This is a genomic window from Pseudodesulfovibrio sp. lm2024 (assembly GCF_051175575.1).
GTDB lineage: Bacteria > Desulfobacterota > Desulfovibrionia > Desulfovibrionales > Desulfovibrionaceae > Pseudodesulfovibrio > Pseudodesulfovibrio caledoniensis.
In genome coordinates, this window is sequence record NZ_CP195092.1 from 382,568 (window position 1) to 397,319 (window position 14,752).

Here is a 14,752-nt window from a genome sequence, read left to right on the forward strand (position 1 = left end):
GCTGACCCACTCTCCCAAGCCTAAGTGGAAAGCGGTAGCTTGGCATGTTGAAGAGAAAAGGGCTCTGCTCTCCGAATGAACTGTTTGCCGGAAGTCAACCGATAAGCCTGACTGCAAGCGACCTGCTGAAGTCGCCTCCCGAAAACCCGCAGATGGTCGGCTATCGCAGCCGCCCCTAATTCATCGCGTATCGTTCGATCTGGCTCTTGTAGGTGAGAATGCCGTCGACGATGCCGTCGGCCAGGTGGTTGAGGTACTTGTCGGAGCGCAGCCGCTTGGACTCGGTGCTGTTGGTGATGTAGCCGATCTCCACCAGGACCGAGGGCATCTTCGCGCCCATGAGCACGTAGAACGGGGCCTCGCGGGTGCCCTTGTTGTTCAGGGGGTAGGCCTTGCGCACGCGCTTGATGGTGCTGGACTGCACGTCCCCGGCCAGGTCGCGGGACTCCTTGATCTTGGAGTTGACCATCAGGTCGGTCAGGATGAACTGCAGGTCCGAGATGGCGCGCGGGTCCACGGCGTTTTCGCGGGCCGCGATGCGTACGGCCGCGTCGGTCTTGGCCAGGTTCAGGCTGTAGGTCTCCAGCCCGTTGACCTTGCTGCTGCGGTTGGCGTTGCAGTGGATGGACAGGAACAGGTCCGCCTTCTGCGCGTTGGCCATGGCCGTGCGCTTTTCCAGCGGGATGAACACGTCCGTGCTACGCGTGTAGATGACGTTGAACCCCTTGTTGCGGAGCTTGCCGCCGACCAGCTTGGCGAACTTCAGGTTGATGTCCTTCTCGCGCAGGCCGTGGGCCATGGCCCCGGGGTCCTTGCCGCCGTGCCCGGCGTCGATCATGATCGTGCGCACGGTCAGGCCGAGCTGCTCCAGGAGGTTCCCGGCCATCTGCTTGCTGCCCTTGGGCGGGCGGTAGTCCGAGTTGGCCGTGGTCTTGTGCTCGGGTTCGGCTTTGGCCGCGGTCCGGTCGGGCGTCTTGCCCTCCGGTCCGTACACGTCGATGACGATGCGGTAGGGATTCTGCAGGGGGAATACCTTGTAATCCTGCATGTTCAGGAAATCGAGGACCACGCGGGTGGTGTCCTTGGAGTACTGGCCGGTGCGGATGGACCGCAGTATGCCGTCGGACACGGTGGTGGCCGCGGTCACGTCGTGGCCCAGCCGGGATTCCTGCAGGTCGATGTACAGTCGGTGTGGGCGGTTCACCTTGGGGTTGGGCCCGAGCACCTGGTAGCGGTACTTGACCTGGGCGTCGAGCTCCAGGACCACGCGGGTGTATTCGTCGCTGGAGGTGAACCGGACCACGTCCAGGTGGGCCATCCCCGTAGGATCCTTGAGCTTGGCGGTCACGGCCTGCTGGCGGACCGGGGCGGGCTTCTCCTCGGCCGGGGCGCTGCCTCCCGAGGCGGCCCTGATGGAGGCGTCGTATTTGCCCAGCCGCTTCAGTGCGACCTCGGCCTTGGCCCGCATGTCCGAGCGCGGGTAGTCGACGATGATGGCCGCCAGGTCCTGGCGGGCGTTGGCGGTCTCATGGAGCCGTCTGGCGTAGATGTCCGCCCGGCGGTACAGGCAGTCGTCGGCCCATCCGTGGCGCGGATACCGGGCCAGGACCCGGCCGTAGTAGTCCACGGCCCGGCGGAAATCGGACTTGAGTCCGGAGCGGGTTCCCAACTCCTCGTAGACCCGGCCGATGTAGTACAGGGCCTTGGGCGCGTAAGGTCCGTTGGGCGCGGTCTTGAGGCAGCGGGTAAAGGTCTTCTCCACCTTCTGCCAGTTGGAGCGGTATTTGGCCTTGCGCGAATCCTTGGCCAGGGCGTGGAATTCGGAGTGCCCCACGGTGAAGTAGGATTTGGCCGAGGCGGCATGGGCCGGGGAAGAGCACAGGAAAAGAGCCGCAAGGGCGCACAGCGCCAGAGCGGAAATCAGACGTATGTTCGCGGCGTAAAGCTGCTTCATGGCATTTCGGACCGGGGCTCGGGTCAGGCCTGCCCGGCATCGCCTTCCCGCAGGCGCATGTCCGGCAGGTTCATTAAGCCCGTATTTTCCAGAAGATTCTAAAAAAAGTCCAGAAAAAAAGGGGAAAGGTTCATAGAAGGCCGCGCCTCCCTCGTCAGGCCAGGCCGGTGGACAGCCAACGCGCCCAGTCCTCGCGCCCGTTTTCGCGGGCCAGCCGGGCCGTGGACTTCCAGTCGTAGTCCACCTCCACGAACTCCGCATCCCAGCCCGAGGCCGTGCGCGAGACCACGGCGTAGGCGGCCCGGGGCGAACCGCTGGCCATGACGTGGGGCGGGTCGTCGTCATCGTAGGCGGGCAGCCCCACGCTGCCCGGGTTGACCACGGTCATGCCGTCGACCCGGGCCAGCCCCCTGTGGTGGCTGTGCCCGGTCAGGACCAGGGAGCACCCTTGGGCCCCGGGCAGCAGATCGGCCAGTATCGCCTCCGGCTCGCGCGGGGCGGGCAGGCCTGTGGTCACGTCCTCCAGCAGGTAGGCGGCGTCGTCCTCGGGCGTGCCGTGGCAGAGCAGGATGTCCGGCTCCATGCGCAGGACCTTGGGCAGCCCGGCCAGCCAGGCCAGGGGCTCGGGACCGAGCAGGCCGCGCACCGCTTCCACGGCGGGCGGGGGAGCGTCGTCGAGGAGGATGCGGTCCTGGTTGCCGAGCACGGTCGGCATGGGATTGGCCTTGAGCAAGGACCAGGTCTTGGCCGGCTCCAGGGGGCCGTAGAAGGTGTCGCCGAGATTGACGAAGCGGGCCAGGCCGCGCGCCTTGGCATGGGCCAGCACGGCCGCAAGCGCGGCCGCGTTGCCGTGGATGTCGGCCAGGACGGCCAGGGGTTCTTGATTCCGCATGGTCGCACTATCCGCAAAACAGGGGCAGAATGCAAGGGTGTCGGATGAGCTTTACTCTACGGCCTTGCCGATATATGAGGACCGGAAATGAACAACACGCTTGTCGTCGGCATATCGGACATGAAGCTGTCCACCAATCCGGGAGACGTCATCGTCACCTATTCCCTGGGCTCCTGTCTCGGCGTCACGGTCTACGACCCCAAGGCGCAGATCGGCGGCATGGTCCACTGTCTGCTGCCCTCGGCCGCCGCGGCCAGGGAAAAGGCGCGGGCCAATCCGTTCATGTTCGTGAACACCGGGGTGGCCATGACCGTGCGCCGCCTGGTGGACCAGGGGGCCGACAAGAGCCGGTTGGTCTTCAAGGCCGCGGGCGGGGCGAACATGCGCAAGGACCGCATATTCGACACCGGGCTGCGCAATTTCGAGGCGCTCATGCGGTTGTTGGAGCGCAACGGCAGGCTGCTGTCGGCTCGGGACGTGGGCGGCACGATTCCTCGGACACTCTTCCTGTACCTGGACACCGGTCGTGTGGTAGTAAGGTCACTGGGGAAAGAGAGTGACTTATGAGCCGACGAGATGAAATCCTGCTGGCCTGTGAAAAAGTCGTGGCCATGCCGACCTGCGTGCGCAAGGCCGGGTCCCTGCTGGACGGCCCGGAAACCGACCTTGCCCGGCTGTCGCGGATTATCGAGCACGACCCCGGCCTGACCGCCAACCTGCTCAAGGTGGTCAACGCCTCGGATCTGGCCTCGGACCGCCCGCTGTTGACCGCGGGCGACGCCCTGGACGTGCTCAAATCGCCCGAGGTCCTGCGCTTCTTCATCTCCACGGGCGTGGCTCCCTATTACGTCCACGTCATCGCGGGCTACGATCAGGCCCCGAGCCAGTTCCTGCAGCACTCCACCACCGTGGCCATCGCCTCCCGCGAGCTGGCCGCCGCGCTGAAGATCGACGCGCCCGACTACGTCTACACCGCCGGGCTGCTGTCCGGCATCGGCAAGCTCCTGCTCGGGGCGTACGTCCAGGTGGACCTGCGCCAGATTCTGCATATGGTCTTTGACGAGGGCATGGCCTTCGACCGGGCCGAGGAGCGCATGCTCGGCATCAACCACGCGGAGCTGGGCGGCATCGTGCTCGAGCGCTGGGGGCTGCCCGACGCCCTGACCAGGGTGGTCTGCCACCATCTGCGCCCGGACGAGTACGAGGGCCGCGACGTGGTCCTGGACCTGGTCCACGTGGGCAACGTGCTGGCCAAGATGATCGGCGTGGGGCTCGGCGCGGACGGCCTCAACTACGAGGTCTCGCCCCGGGTGGTCGAGCGGCTGGGCATCACGTCCGCCGTCCTGGACAGGGCCTCGGCCGAAGTGGTGGTCGAGCTGCAGTCCCTGTGGGACCTGTTCCTCGAATGCTCCGACGACTTCTGCAGCCTGTAGAAACGTCTTCCTACCGGGCCAAGTAGGCCTTCTTGATGAACACTGGATTGACCGGCACGTCTTCCATGCGGCCCGCCCGGGCGGTCTGGACCTCGCTGATCTTCTCGACCACGTCCATGCCCCGGATGACCTTGCCGAAGGCGCAGTACCCGGCGGTGGTCTTCTGCGAATAGGAGCCCGCGCCGGTGGCCGAAGAGGTTTGGCGGTAGTCGAAGACCGGGTTGTCCTTGACGTTGAAGAAGAATTCGCAGGTGGCCGAGTCCGGGTTGTCGGTCCGGGCCATGGCGATGGTTCCCTTGGCGTTCACCAGACCGGTTGCCGACTCGTTGGGCACGGGCGGAAACAGCGGGCGCTTGCGGTTGATCGGGAAGGTGTAGCCCCCGCCCTGAACAATGGCCATGCCTTCGTCGCCCCGGCCTTTTTTGACCACCCGGTGGAAGACGGTGTTGTCGTAGAATCCGGCGTTCACGTACTTGAGGAAGTTGGCCACGGTCTTGGGCGCGTCCTTGGGCGAGAGCATGACCATGATCCGGCCCATGGAGGTCTCCATGACGACCACGGGGTTGGGCCCGGCCAGGGCCGGACGGGCGCAGAGGGCAAGGATCAGGGAACAGGCCAGCAGCAGCGGCGCGAACCGGAGACGGAAGCATTTCATGGGAATCGTCCTTTCTTTATGTTCTTATGACCGGAGGGCCGCGAGGAGCAGTTGCCGCGCTCCGGCCTCGTCCATGTCTCGCCCGGTCCACAGCCGGAACTGGGCCAGCCCCTGGTGCAGGAACATCTCGAGCCCCGAGACGGTGCGGCACCCGGCGGCCCCGGCCTCGGCCAGGAAGCGGGTCTCAAGCGGGTTGTACACGATATCATAGGCCACCGCGCCCGGCGCGAAGCGGTCCGCGTCCCAGGGGGTCAGCCCCTCCATGTCGCCGGACATGCCCAGCGGCGTGGTGTTGCAGATCAGCTCCCAATCGGTGTCCATGCGTTCACTCCAGGGGACGCACTCCACGCCGAAGTCGGCGGCCAGCGAGTCGCCCTTGGCCTGCGTGCGGTTGGACACGGCCACGCGCTCGATGCCCAGCTCCAGGAACCCGGCCACGGCCGCGCGGGCCGCGCCGCCCGCGCCGAGCACCATGGCCGAGCGCGGCAGGGGGGCGAGCGAACGCAGGGGTGCGACCACGCCGATGACGTCGGTGTTCTCGCCGCACAGGGCGTCGCCGTCCCAGTAGACGGTGTTCACCGCGCCGATGGCCAGCGCCCGGTCGGATATGCGGTCCAGGTGGGCCATGACCGCCCGCTTGTGCGGGATGGTCACGGACAGCCCGTGGACCGGTTCGGTGCGTACGCGCTCCATGAACGCGGGCAGGTCGTCGGGCTCCAGCGGCCAGGCCGTGTAGCGGGCGTCCAGGCCGAGCTCGGCGAATCCCCAGTTGTGCAGGGCCGGGGACATGGTGTGGCCCAGCGGCCAGCCGATGATGCCGTAGGCGCGGGGCACGGAGTTAGAGCTCCCCGGCCTGTTCGAGATTGCCGATGTTCAGCCCGGACCACTTCTCCTCTTCGGAGCCGAGGTTGGCTTTGAGCATCTTGAAGAGCACGCCCTTGGGGCCGACCTCGATGAATTCGCGCACCCCGGCGCCCCACATGGCCCGCATGGTCTGGATCCACAGGACCGAAGAGGTCATCTGGCGCTGCATGACGGACTTGATGGACGCCGCGTCCGGCTCGGGCAGGGCGGTGGCGTTGTGGAAGACCGGGAAGGCGGGGGCCTTCCAGCTGAGCGTGTCGAGGAAGGCGGCGAACTCGTCGGCGGCCTCCTGAATGAGCGGGGAGTGGAACGCCCCGGACACGGCCAGGCGGATGGCCCGGCCCTTGGCATCCTTGACCAGCGCCTCGGCCGCGTCCAGCGCCTCGGCCTCGCCCGAGATGACGAACTGGGCCGGGGTGTTGTAGTTGGCGATGCGCAGCTCCTTGCCGGACCGCTCCACGGATTTGGCCACGATCTCCTCGACCTGGTCCTGGGCCAGCTTGACCACGGCAGCCATGCCGTGGCCCGCGCCGCCGCAGTCGGCCATGAGCCGTCCGCGCAGGGTCACGGCCCGGATGCAGTCCTCCACGTCGAGGATTCCGGCCGCGCCCAGGGAGGTGAATTCGCCCAGCGAATGCCCGGCCGTGGCCGAAGGTACGAGTTTGTCCTTGACGGCCAGCCACAGGGTCAGGTTGACCACGGTCAGGGCGGGCTGCAGGGCGCGGGTGTCGGCCATGTCGGCCGGTTCCCCGTCCCAGTAGATTTCGCGCAGGGCCAGGCCGGACTCGCGCTCGGCCAGCTTCCAGAGGTCCAGGGCGGCGGAATCCGCCTCGGCCACGTCGCGGCCCATGCCCTTTTCCTGGGATCCTTGTCCGGGGAAGAGAATGCCGGTCTTGGTCATGAATAACTCCTTAGGGGATACGCGGGCGGACGTTCCCGGCCGCGCGATGGTGTCTGATTTCGGTGGCACCGGGATACCGCGCCGCGCAACGGCGCGTCAAGGGTGTGCAGGGGCGGGCGGTCCTTCGGTTGACACTGAAAAAGCAAAGCGGGTAGGACTCATGGCATGACCATTCATGACCACCGCACCGGAATCCCTGGCCTTTCGCCTGGGCGGGCGGCCTCAAGGGGGCTTTCATGAAGATACTGATCATCGGCGGCGGGGGCCACGCCCGCGTGGTGGCGGATATCCTGCGGGCCATGGACGGCATAGAGCCGTTGGGCTTCGTCACCTCGGACACCGCCCCGGGCACGCCCGGTCCGCTCGGGCTCCCCGTGCTCGGCCCGGACGAGGCGGTCGAGGCCATCCCCCACGACGGCCTGGTGGTGGCCGTGGGTGACAACGGAATCCGCGAACGCCTCTTCATGCATTTCGCGGCCTTGGGCGAGAACCTGGTCAACGCAATCCATCCCTCGGCCGTCATCGCCCCGGACGTGGTTCTGGGCCGGGGCTGCATGGTCTGCCCCGGGGCCATCGTCAACACCGGAACCGAGATCGGCGACAACGTCATCCTGAACACGGGCAGCATCGCGGATCACGACTGCCTGATCGACGACCACGCCCATGTGGCGCCCGGAGCCAAGCTGGCGGGCGGGGTGCGCATCGGCGCGGGCGTGCTGGTCGGGCTGGGCGCCGCCGTCCTGCCCGGCGTGGCCATGGGCGAGCGGGCCGTGGCCGGAGCGGGCGCGGTGGTCCTGGGCGACGTGGTCCCGGGCCTGACCGTGGTGGGCGTCCCGGCGCGCCCGAAAACCTGATTGTTTCCCCCGGGTTCGCCTTATTGGCCCGCAATGTCGGGGCTTTTCTCAATAGACCGCACAACAGACTGGAATTGTTTCACAATTGAGTTGAACAACAATTTCAATTGCCTGGCTTCTGTCAACTGTCCGATTTTTCAGACAATATCTAGACTTCGCCGCAGCCCTTGCCGGGCGGGGTTTTTCGGGAAAGTGGACGAACTGACTTGATTTAACTGGATATCCCTAGTATGAATGCGAGTAACGGTCAAAAACTGTCATCGCAAGGCCGTGGATTCCATGCGCTTGAAACGCTTGGAATTCGGTTCTGACGGAGGAAAAAGACGAATGCCGATTGCGGATTCCGAGTGTATCTTTTGCAAGATCGTGGCCGGGGAGATTCCCTGCGCCAAGATCTTCGAATCGGACACGGTCCTGGCCTTTCTGGACATCGCGCCCGTGCATCCGGGTCATGCCCTGGTGCTGCCCAAGGACCATCATCCGACGCTCATGGACATCCCCCCGGCGCTCGGCGAGGACCTCTTCAAGGCCCTGTCCGCCGTGGGCGGCGCGGTCATGGAGGCCACAGGCGCCGACGGGCTCAACCTCATGCAGAACAACTACAAGGCTGCCGGACAACTGGTTCATCACGCGCATTTTCATCTCATACCGAGGTTTGCGGACGACGGCCTGAAACTGTGGGCCCAATCGTCCTACGAGACCCCGGACGACATGCAGAAACTCGCGGCCACTATCGCGGGATTGCTGAAGTAAGTTATTGAAAACCCTTTTTGGAGGCAATCGATGAGCACTCTCACCAAAGCCGGAATCGTGGACTACATCTACGAACGCACCGACAAGAACCGCGCCGAGATCAAGGACCTGGTGGAGACCATCCTCGAGGTCATGAAGAAGTCCATCAAGAAGGACCATGCCCTGCTGATCTCCGGTTTCGGCAAGTTCGAGGCGTACGACAAGCGCGCCCGCAAGGGCCGCAACCCGCAGACGACCCAGACCATCACCCTGCCCCCGCGCAAGGTGGTCGTGTTCCGGTTGTCCCGCAAGTTCCGCGCCGAACTGAATCCCTAGGCCGAGGACGCGAAAAAGGGCCGAGTGACGACACCCGGCCCTGAAGTTCGGTCAACCGCCGGACTTACGGCTTCTTCAGCACAAACCCCTTGGGGTAGTCCGCCTTGAGTTTGTTCAGGGCGGCCCCGGCCGTTGCCTCGTCCGGGAACGCACCCGCCTGCACGCGGAACAGCCCCTCGTCGGTCTTGACCATCACAGAGCCCTTGTAGCCGTCCGCAATGAGACGAGCGAGGGCTCTGTTCGCGTTCTGTTCGTCCGAGAACGCGCCCACCTGGACATAATACGGTCCGCCCGCAGCCACGACCGGTGCCGTTGCCGGTTCGGCGGCCCGAGTGGAGGCGTCCGCTCCGGCCACGTCGCTGATGCCGACGACCTCGTCCTCGGGATTGGCCGGCGCGCGCACCGGAGCCGGCTGGGTCACTGTGCTCGCGGCCTCCTTCACGGCCGGTTCTGCAGCCGGTTTCGCTACCGGTTCCACGGTAGGCGGCGCGCCCTGGGCAGCGGCGGCCTCGGCCTCGCGCTTGAGCTGGTCCGCGTCGGGCAGGGGCTCCTCGGCCAGGTCGGCCTCGCCCACGGCAGGGGCCTTGGTCCCGGCCTGCTTGGCCGCGTCCACCTCGTAGACCTCGTCGATAGGCTCGTCCAGAGGCTTTTCCTCGCCCACCACGTAGGTCTCCTCGATGACGGGCGGCTCCGAGGCCGTGACCGTCCTGGCCGGTTGCTTCACCGGCGGCGCGGATTCGATGTGTTTGCGGAAACAGCCGCCGAGGACAAGGACGGCCGTGGTCAGCACCGCCAGGGCCAATATGATTTTCTTCATGGGTAACTCCCCCCTGTTCTGTCTCTGTGGCGTATATGTCTAGAGTATGTCTAAAGTATACGTCAAGGGAGGGCTTGGCAAGCCGGTGGAAGGCCGGGTTCTCCCGCCTGGGCCGGATGGTGCGCGGTCGACCCCGTCAAGTTGATTTTTTATGCTTATCGGCCGCTTTTCCCTGTCATTTGATCCCGAAACCGCGTTTTGCCGAAAACAGGGTGTAGGCTGTCCGGGAACTCCGGGGATCGGCCCCGGAACCCATCCCGGTCAGGGGCGGGGACTCCGGTTCCCGCCCCTTCAGGGCAGGGGGGCGTCGCCACTCTCCTGCCCACTCTATGACGGACGGCCCGCCCGGCGTCAAACGCGGGATGGACGCGGGCCGCCGCCATGGGCTACCCTGCACCCCATGCGAATCGGACGATACGAGATACGCGGCCTGCTCGGCCGGGGCGGCATGGGCGCGGTGTACAAGGCGGCCATGCCCGTGACCGGCCGCATCGTGGCGCTGAAGGTCCTCAAACCGGCTGAGATCATGGAGGCCCTGGTCGGCCGGGACGCCCTTCGCGAGATGTTCCACAAAGAGGCCTCGGCCATGGCGTCCATCAGCCATCCCAACGTGGCCGCCGTGCTCGACGTGGGCGGCGGGGCCGACTGCGCGGACGGCGCCGCCGTGCCCCCGCACTTCACCATGGAGTATTTCTGCGGCAACCTCGGGGTGCTCATGGGCGAGACCTACGAGGTGGAGCGCGAATCCCGGCCCCTCGGGGTGGAGACCTCCCTGTCCATCGTGCGCGGCATGGTAAGCGGCCTGGACCGGCTGCACTACGAGGGCGTCATCCACCGCGACGTCAAGCCGTTCAACGTCATGCTCGCCGAGGACCAGGGCGGACCGGGGACGGTCAAGCTCATCGACTTCGGCCTGTCCAAGCTGCGCGGTGAACGCACCGCCCACCACAAGGGCATGGTCGTGGGCTCCCCGTACTACGCCGCGCCCGAGCAGGAGGCGGACCCGGAATCGGCCGACGCCCGGTCGGACCTCTATTCCGTGGGCGTGACCCTCTACCGCATGCTTACCGGGTGCTTGCCGAACAGCAAAGGCGCGTCCTCCATCCGCGAGGTCCACGCCGACCTGGACCGGACCTGGGACGATTTCTTCGCCACGGCCCTGGCCCGCGACCCGGCGGCCCGGTTCCAGGACGGTCCGGCCATGCTCGCGGCCTTGGATGAGCTCGAAGCCCGCTGGCTCAGGCAGCGCGACGCCGTCTGCGCGGCCCCGGACCTCCTGGCCGAGCCCGAACCCATGAAAACCTGCCCGCGCCCCCGGTCCAAGCCGCTCAAGGCCGGGCTGAAGCAAGGGCGCGCGGCCTTTGGCCTGGACGCGTTGTGGCGGCCCGAGTGCTACGCCCACGGCGAGTTCGCGGACCAGGGTGACGGCACGGTCCTCGAACGGACCCGGGGGCTGGTCTGGGAGCGGTACGGCTCCCGCTATCCGCTGACCTGGGAGCGGGCCAACGCGCACGTCGCCCGCCTGAACAAAAACGGCTACGGCGGCCGCACCGACTGGCGGTTGCCCACCGTGGCCGAGCTGGCCACGCTCTTCACCGGTCGCACCGAGCCCGGCGAGTTCTGCCAGGAACCCATTTTCGACCCGCAAAAGGCCCGCCTCTGGTCCTCCGATTGCAAGGCCTTTACCGCCGCCTGGTACGTGGACGCCGAACTCGGTTTCGTCTGGTGGCAGGACCTGACCTGCCGCTTCTTCGCCCGCGCCGTGGCCGGGTAGGGGGTGCCTCCGGCGGCTGGTGGAAGGGGAAGGAAAACCCTTTGAAAAGGGCTTTTCCTTCCCCTTCCCCCAGACCCCCCATCCCCATCCTTTCCTAAACTTCTTGGGTGCCTTCGGCAGGGGCGGGGGAGAACGGTTGGGTATGTCGATGTTCGTTTTATTGCGTCGAGGTGCAAGCCGTCTCTTGAGAGTTGGCCCAGGTTGGAGGCGTACCGGCAGGCCCCGTCGTCGCGGCGCATGGAGAAGGGGAGAGGCAAAAGAAAAAACCGCCGAATTTTCGATCGGCGGTTTTATATGTGTGGAGCCGCTAGGGTCCTACTGTTCAATACCTTCCTTTTCACCTGTCCGAGGAGTATTCGCGGTGTACTCTATACGGGTCAAGTGCATATCCGCTTCTTGAATCAAGCCTATTCCAGAGGCATACTTGCGCGGCATGCAGTATTCCCCTCCGACAGTGAGTACTGTTCTTGTCTCTCCAAATAATTCACATTTACCAATTGATACAATGGTGAATCCGTTACAATCCGTTTGCCCGTATCCATCCGTGTGACAGGGTTTCCCCACTGTTTGCGCTCGGTATCAAGACTTATTAGCGGAGGGATGCTCCCTCCCCTGGAAAGGGGTGCTTCCATGACCCGCGAGCCTTCGGTGTATTGGATGTATTCGCGAACATCTTTTCTCACTCCGATATCGGGTATGGTTGTTATCATTTCTTCCTTTATCAAGCAGCCCCCCTTGGCGTCTTTGCGTACCCCCGTAAGGGTCATTGTGGCTGGTGTGAACTGAAAAGAGTAATGATAAACCGTTCCGGGAGCCGGTCCCATGAAATCAGCAGGGATCAATGTTGGTTCCGCACCAAAGGCATTGGCGGCAAAAGTAAGATTCACCAGGCAAAACAACAGCAGGCTACGGCCCAGGAGGCGGAGTGCAGCGCTCTGTCTTATTCGTCCAAGGGTTCTTGATGAGGTAGTATTCACATCCCGATGGATCACCTCCCCCGGCCCAACAAATACCGTTGTTCCACCTGATTTCATACGCATAGCGTTTGCGTTGCTCCTTTTGATCTTCCAGGACTGTTCGCTCTCCGTCACATATTCGAATTTTCTTTTTCGTTCTTTCCTCAAGAACAGCATATTTTCTGGACCACCGAACGGAAAGAGCCGCCCCAGTGAGATTTGAACTGAAAACCACGTAATCATATTCGAGTGTAGGGCCTTCCCACGTTGTTATCCAGTCACCAAACTCAACTCCTTCTCGGGCCTTTTTCGCTTCACATTTGCAGTTGGGATGAGGGTGCATGGAGTCAATATCTGTACCCTCCGGGATAATGGCACCATCAAGTGCTTGGCATTTTTCACAGGCATTCTCTTTCGCTCTCCATATCCAGACCGTTTCCCATCCAAAATTCTCCTCAATCACATCTGACAGCCACGGTGCGAGACCCATAGGGTCATTCCCATCGACCGGGTCGTCCAGACAGTACCCATACCAGTCCGGGGCGCCACCCTTCTCCCCAATCGGATCAGGCGCGGTCCACCTGCCTGTCCTGACGTCGTAGTCGCGCCAGCCGAAGCGGACGAAGCCCAGGTCCCGGTCGTGCAGGCCGCCCGCGAAGCCGATGAAGGTGTGAACGGTCGGAGGCGTTTCCCAAGGTGTTGCGCCTATTGCGACTTCCTCTGAATCAGGGATTTCAGCCAGCCAAGAAACGTCGGGTACTCGATATGTCGCTCAACAAATACCCCGACCGCCAAGGCCTTGGTGACAGCATCATTGTCGTCTTGTTGGTACTCTTCATGGTAGGCCAGATGCTCCCGTAAGCGAAGCATGAGTTGATCATGCTGTCCTTGATGTGAAGCCAGGGAGCAGTGGACAATCCCGTCTTCCCGGACCTCGAAGGCAAGCGCACAGCCGTCATAGTCGAATCCGTAATATGTGCCATCGGCGACGTCTTCACGCTCCAGAAATACACCAACGTCCTTCTGGTTGAGAAAAACGACGGCATCATTGTCACCAAAAACGAATATAGGGAAATGGGGCTGTTCACTCATGGTTAAGTCTCCTTGGCGGGGCGCTTCATACGGCGCCCCGCCATTCTTAAAACCTATCTTTATTCCCGCTGTCGTGTTCGCTTTTTTCCCAGGGGCGATGCCTGCCTATGCCTTGTCCCGGTTTCGTCTGACCGGTTTTCGGGTCCATTCCGCGCCGATGATAATGCGGATACCGTCCGATTTCGTGCTTGGTCCTGTTTCCGAATGGGGCAATACGGACGTTTTTCCCAAAGCGGAGTTCCTTGCCGAGTTCGTAAGCTTTCTTAGTTGCCCGCCCGGCCCTGACCGAAGCTTTGCCGATGGGAAACGCCGGAACCCAGTCCATCACGGGATCCAACAGGAAATCCGGAGGTTCCAGGCCTATTTCTCCGGTTGGAATCCCATTCTTATCGAACGCAACCCCAGGTACTGGCGACGAGCCTTCCAACCCCAGCGGATCAACCCCGTTCACCGGGGCATCAAAACGATACCCATACCAATCCGGGTCCCCGCCCTTGTCCCCGATGGGGTCTGGCGCGGTCCACCTGCCGGTCCTGACGTCGTAATCCCGCCAGCCGAAGCGGACGAAGCCCAGGTCCCGGTCGTGCAGGCCGCCCGCGAAGCCGAGGGGCAGGCGCAGGCTAACGTTGGTGTCCTCGATGATGCCGCCGAACGGGTCGTACAGCACTTCCTTTATCACGTTGTCGTCCATATCGGCAACCACGCGCAGGGAGCCGACCTGATCGTAGAAGAGCCCGGCCACCTCACCGTCGTCGCGGCGCATGGCAAAGGGCGTGCGCTCGCCGTCGCGGTAGGCGAATTCGTACTGATACCGCCCGTCATAAAACGCGGCCAGGCGCACGAAGTCGAGCCACTGGTAGGCCTCTACGAGTTCGCCGTTCCTGTACTTGGCCACGCGCTGCCCGTCCTCGTCGTGGGCAAAGGTGAAGGCCTTGTCGCGGTCCTCCTCTTCGGCCTTGAGCAGCCGATAGTCCGGGCTGTACTCGTACAAAGTGTACACGCCCTTGTCCGACCAGATGGACCGGAAACCGCGCTCGTCATGCGAGTATTGTCCGCTCCCCGCGCGCATCAGCCGGTTGTCTTGGGTGTATTGATAGTCGCGGTAGTTGGCCCCGGCCGTGGCGGGCAGATAATCCCGTATCCGGCGGCCTTCACGGTCGTACCAGCACTGGCAGATCAGCCGTCCGTCCAGCTTGGCCTCGGCCGGCCGCCCGCCGGAGTCATACGCATAGGTCCAGGTGGACTTGCGCCCCCTGTACCCCCCTTCCAAACTTTTTGTGTGCCTGCGGCAAGGCCGTGCGGACCCGCAAATACCTCTCTCCTCTGGAGCGATTCGGGTAGCGCAGCGACCCGACAGCGGCTCTCTCACCGCGCTATGGATAGGCTTGGGAGAGTGGGTCAGCTGTGCATTTTTCGAGGGTCCGCCTGACCGCAGCGTACTCCCTGTATGTGAGGAGCAGGCGGGCCCTCGAAAAATGTGCAGATGGCCCGC

At 64.0% G+C, this 14,752-nt stretch carries 15 protein-coding genes and 1 pseudogene; 6 read left to right on the top strand and 10 right to left on the bottom strand.

What is annotated here, in order from left to right:
* Positions 1-175: 175 nt before the first annotated feature.
* Positions 176-1,954 (bottom strand): N-acetylmuramoyl-L-alanine amidase, encoded by a 1,779-nt coding sequence (locus ACR42D_RS01740; protein WP_484565153.1) that lies wholly within the window; start codon positions 1,952-1,954, stop codon positions 176-178.
* 154 nt (positions 1,955-2,108) lie between these two features.
* On the bottom strand, positions 2,109-2,846 hold the full coding sequence (locus tag ACR42D_RS01745) for a metallophosphoesterase family protein (protein ID WP_484565154.1): 738 nt from the start codon (positions 2,844-2,846) through the stop codon (positions 2,109-2,111).
* 87 nt (positions 2,847-2,933) lie between these two features.
* Between ACR42D_RS01745 and ACR42D_RS01750 the strand changes: the two genes are divergently transcribed.
* Both ACR42D_RS01750 and ACR42D_RS01755 read left to right on the top strand, forming a co-directional pair.
* A complete protein-coding gene (locus tag ACR42D_RS01750; RefSeq protein WP_484565155.1) occupies positions 2,934-3,413 on the top strand; it encodes a chemotaxis protein CheD in 480 nt (159 codons plus the stop codon).
* The gene (locus ACR42D_RS01755) at positions 3,410-4,279 is read left to right on the top strand and encodes an HDOD domain-containing protein (RefSeq protein WP_484565156.1); all 870 of its coding nucleotides are present in this window, start codon (positions 3,410-3,412) and stop codon (positions 4,277-4,279) included. Before ACR42D_RS01750 ends, ACR42D_RS01755 begins: the two co-directional genes overlap by 4 nt.
* A gap of 10 nt (positions 4,280-4,289) precedes the next feature.
* On the opposite strand, the gene ACR42D_RS01760 is transcribed toward ACR42D_RS01755, so the two are convergent.
* Genes ACR42D_RS01760 through ACR42D_RS01770 form a run of 3 tightly spaced genes read right to left on the bottom strand, consistent with a single transcriptional unit; the run spans position 4,290 to position 6,699 of the window.
* Positions 4,290-4,934 (bottom strand): peptidylprolyl isomerase, encoded by a 645-nt coding sequence (locus ACR42D_RS01760; protein WP_484565157.1) that lies wholly within the window; start codon positions 4,932-4,934, stop codon positions 4,290-4,292.
* 24 nt (positions 4,935-4,958) lie between these two features.
* Positions 4,959-5,768, bottom strand: coding sequence for a shikimate dehydrogenase (gene aroE, locus ACR42D_RS01765; protein ID WP_484565158.1), 810 nt, complete (start codon positions 5,766-5,768; stop codon positions 4,959-4,961).
* Between the two features lie 4 nt (positions 5,769-5,772).
* On the bottom strand, positions 5,773-6,699 hold the full coding sequence (locus ACR42D_RS01770) for an ACP S-malonyltransferase (protein WP_484565159.1): 927 nt from the start codon (positions 6,697-6,699) through the stop codon (positions 5,773-5,775).
* 236 nt (positions 6,700-6,935) lie between these two features.
* Between ACR42D_RS01770 and ACR42D_RS01775 the strand changes: the two genes are divergently transcribed.
* The 3 genes from ACR42D_RS01775 (at position 6,936) to ACR42D_RS01785 (ending at position 8,621) form a co-directional block, all read left to right on the top strand.
* A complete protein-coding gene (locus tag ACR42D_RS01775) occupies positions 6,936-7,553 on the top strand; it encodes an acetyltransferase (protein WP_484565160.1) in 618 nt (205 codons plus the stop codon).
* A gap of 327 nt (positions 7,554-7,880) precedes the next feature.
* Positions 7,881-8,306, top strand: coding sequence for an HIT family protein (locus ACR42D_RS01780; protein WP_484565161.1), 426 nt, complete (start codon positions 7,881-7,883; stop codon positions 8,304-8,306).
* Positions 8,307-8,336: 30 nt separating this feature from the next.
* Entirely contained in the window at positions 8,337-8,621 is a 285-nt protein-coding gene (locus ACR42D_RS01785; RefSeq protein ID WP_319582363.1) for an integration host factor subunit alpha, read from the top strand.
* Positions 8,622-8,685: 64 nt separating this feature from the next.
* On the opposite strand, the gene ACR42D_RS01790 is transcribed toward ACR42D_RS01785, so the two are convergent.
* Positions 8,686-9,438, bottom strand: coding sequence for an SPOR domain-containing protein (locus ACR42D_RS01790; RefSeq protein WP_484565162.1), 753 nt, complete (start codon positions 9,436-9,438; stop codon positions 8,686-8,688).
* A gap of 400 nt (positions 9,439-9,838) precedes the next feature.
* Here ACR42D_RS01790 and ACR42D_RS01795 point away from each other — a divergent pair, with 400 nt between their 5' ends.
* A complete protein-coding gene (locus ACR42D_RS01795) occupies positions 9,839-11,212 on the top strand; it encodes a protein kinase domain-containing protein (protein ID WP_484565163.1) in 1,374 nt (457 codons plus the stop codon).
* A gap of 407 nt (positions 11,213-11,619) precedes the next feature.
* Here ACR42D_RS01795 and ACR42D_RS01800 read toward each other — a convergent pair whose 3' ends face one another.
* The 4 genes and pseudogenes from ACR42D_RS01800 to ACR42D_RS01815 form a co-directional block, all read right to left on the bottom strand.
* Positions 11,620-12,411 carry a hypothetical protein gene (locus ACR42D_RS01800; RefSeq protein ID WP_484565164.1) on the bottom strand — a complete coding sequence of 264 codons (792 nt, stop codon included), beginning with the start codon at positions 12,409-12,411 and terminating at the stop codon, positions 11,620-11,622.
* A 250-nt stretch (positions 12,412-12,661) separates the two neighbouring features.
* Positions 12,662-12,910: pseudogene (locus ACR42D_RS01805) on the bottom strand (RHS repeat-associated core domain-containing protein); the annotation flags it as partial.
* Positions 12,874-13,260 (bottom strand): hypothetical protein, encoded by a 387-nt coding sequence (locus ACR42D_RS01810; protein ID WP_484565165.1) that lies wholly within the window; start codon positions 13,258-13,260, stop codon positions 12,874-12,876. The gene ACR42D_RS01810 and the pseudogene ACR42D_RS01805, both read right to left, overlap by 37 nt.
* Before the next feature lie 46 nt (positions 13,261-13,306).
* A complete protein-coding gene (locus tag ACR42D_RS01815) occupies positions 13,307-14,530 on the bottom strand; it encodes an RHS repeat domain-containing protein (protein WP_484565166.1) in 1,224 nt (407 codons plus the stop codon).
* Positions 14,531-14,752 lie beyond the last annotated feature (222 nt).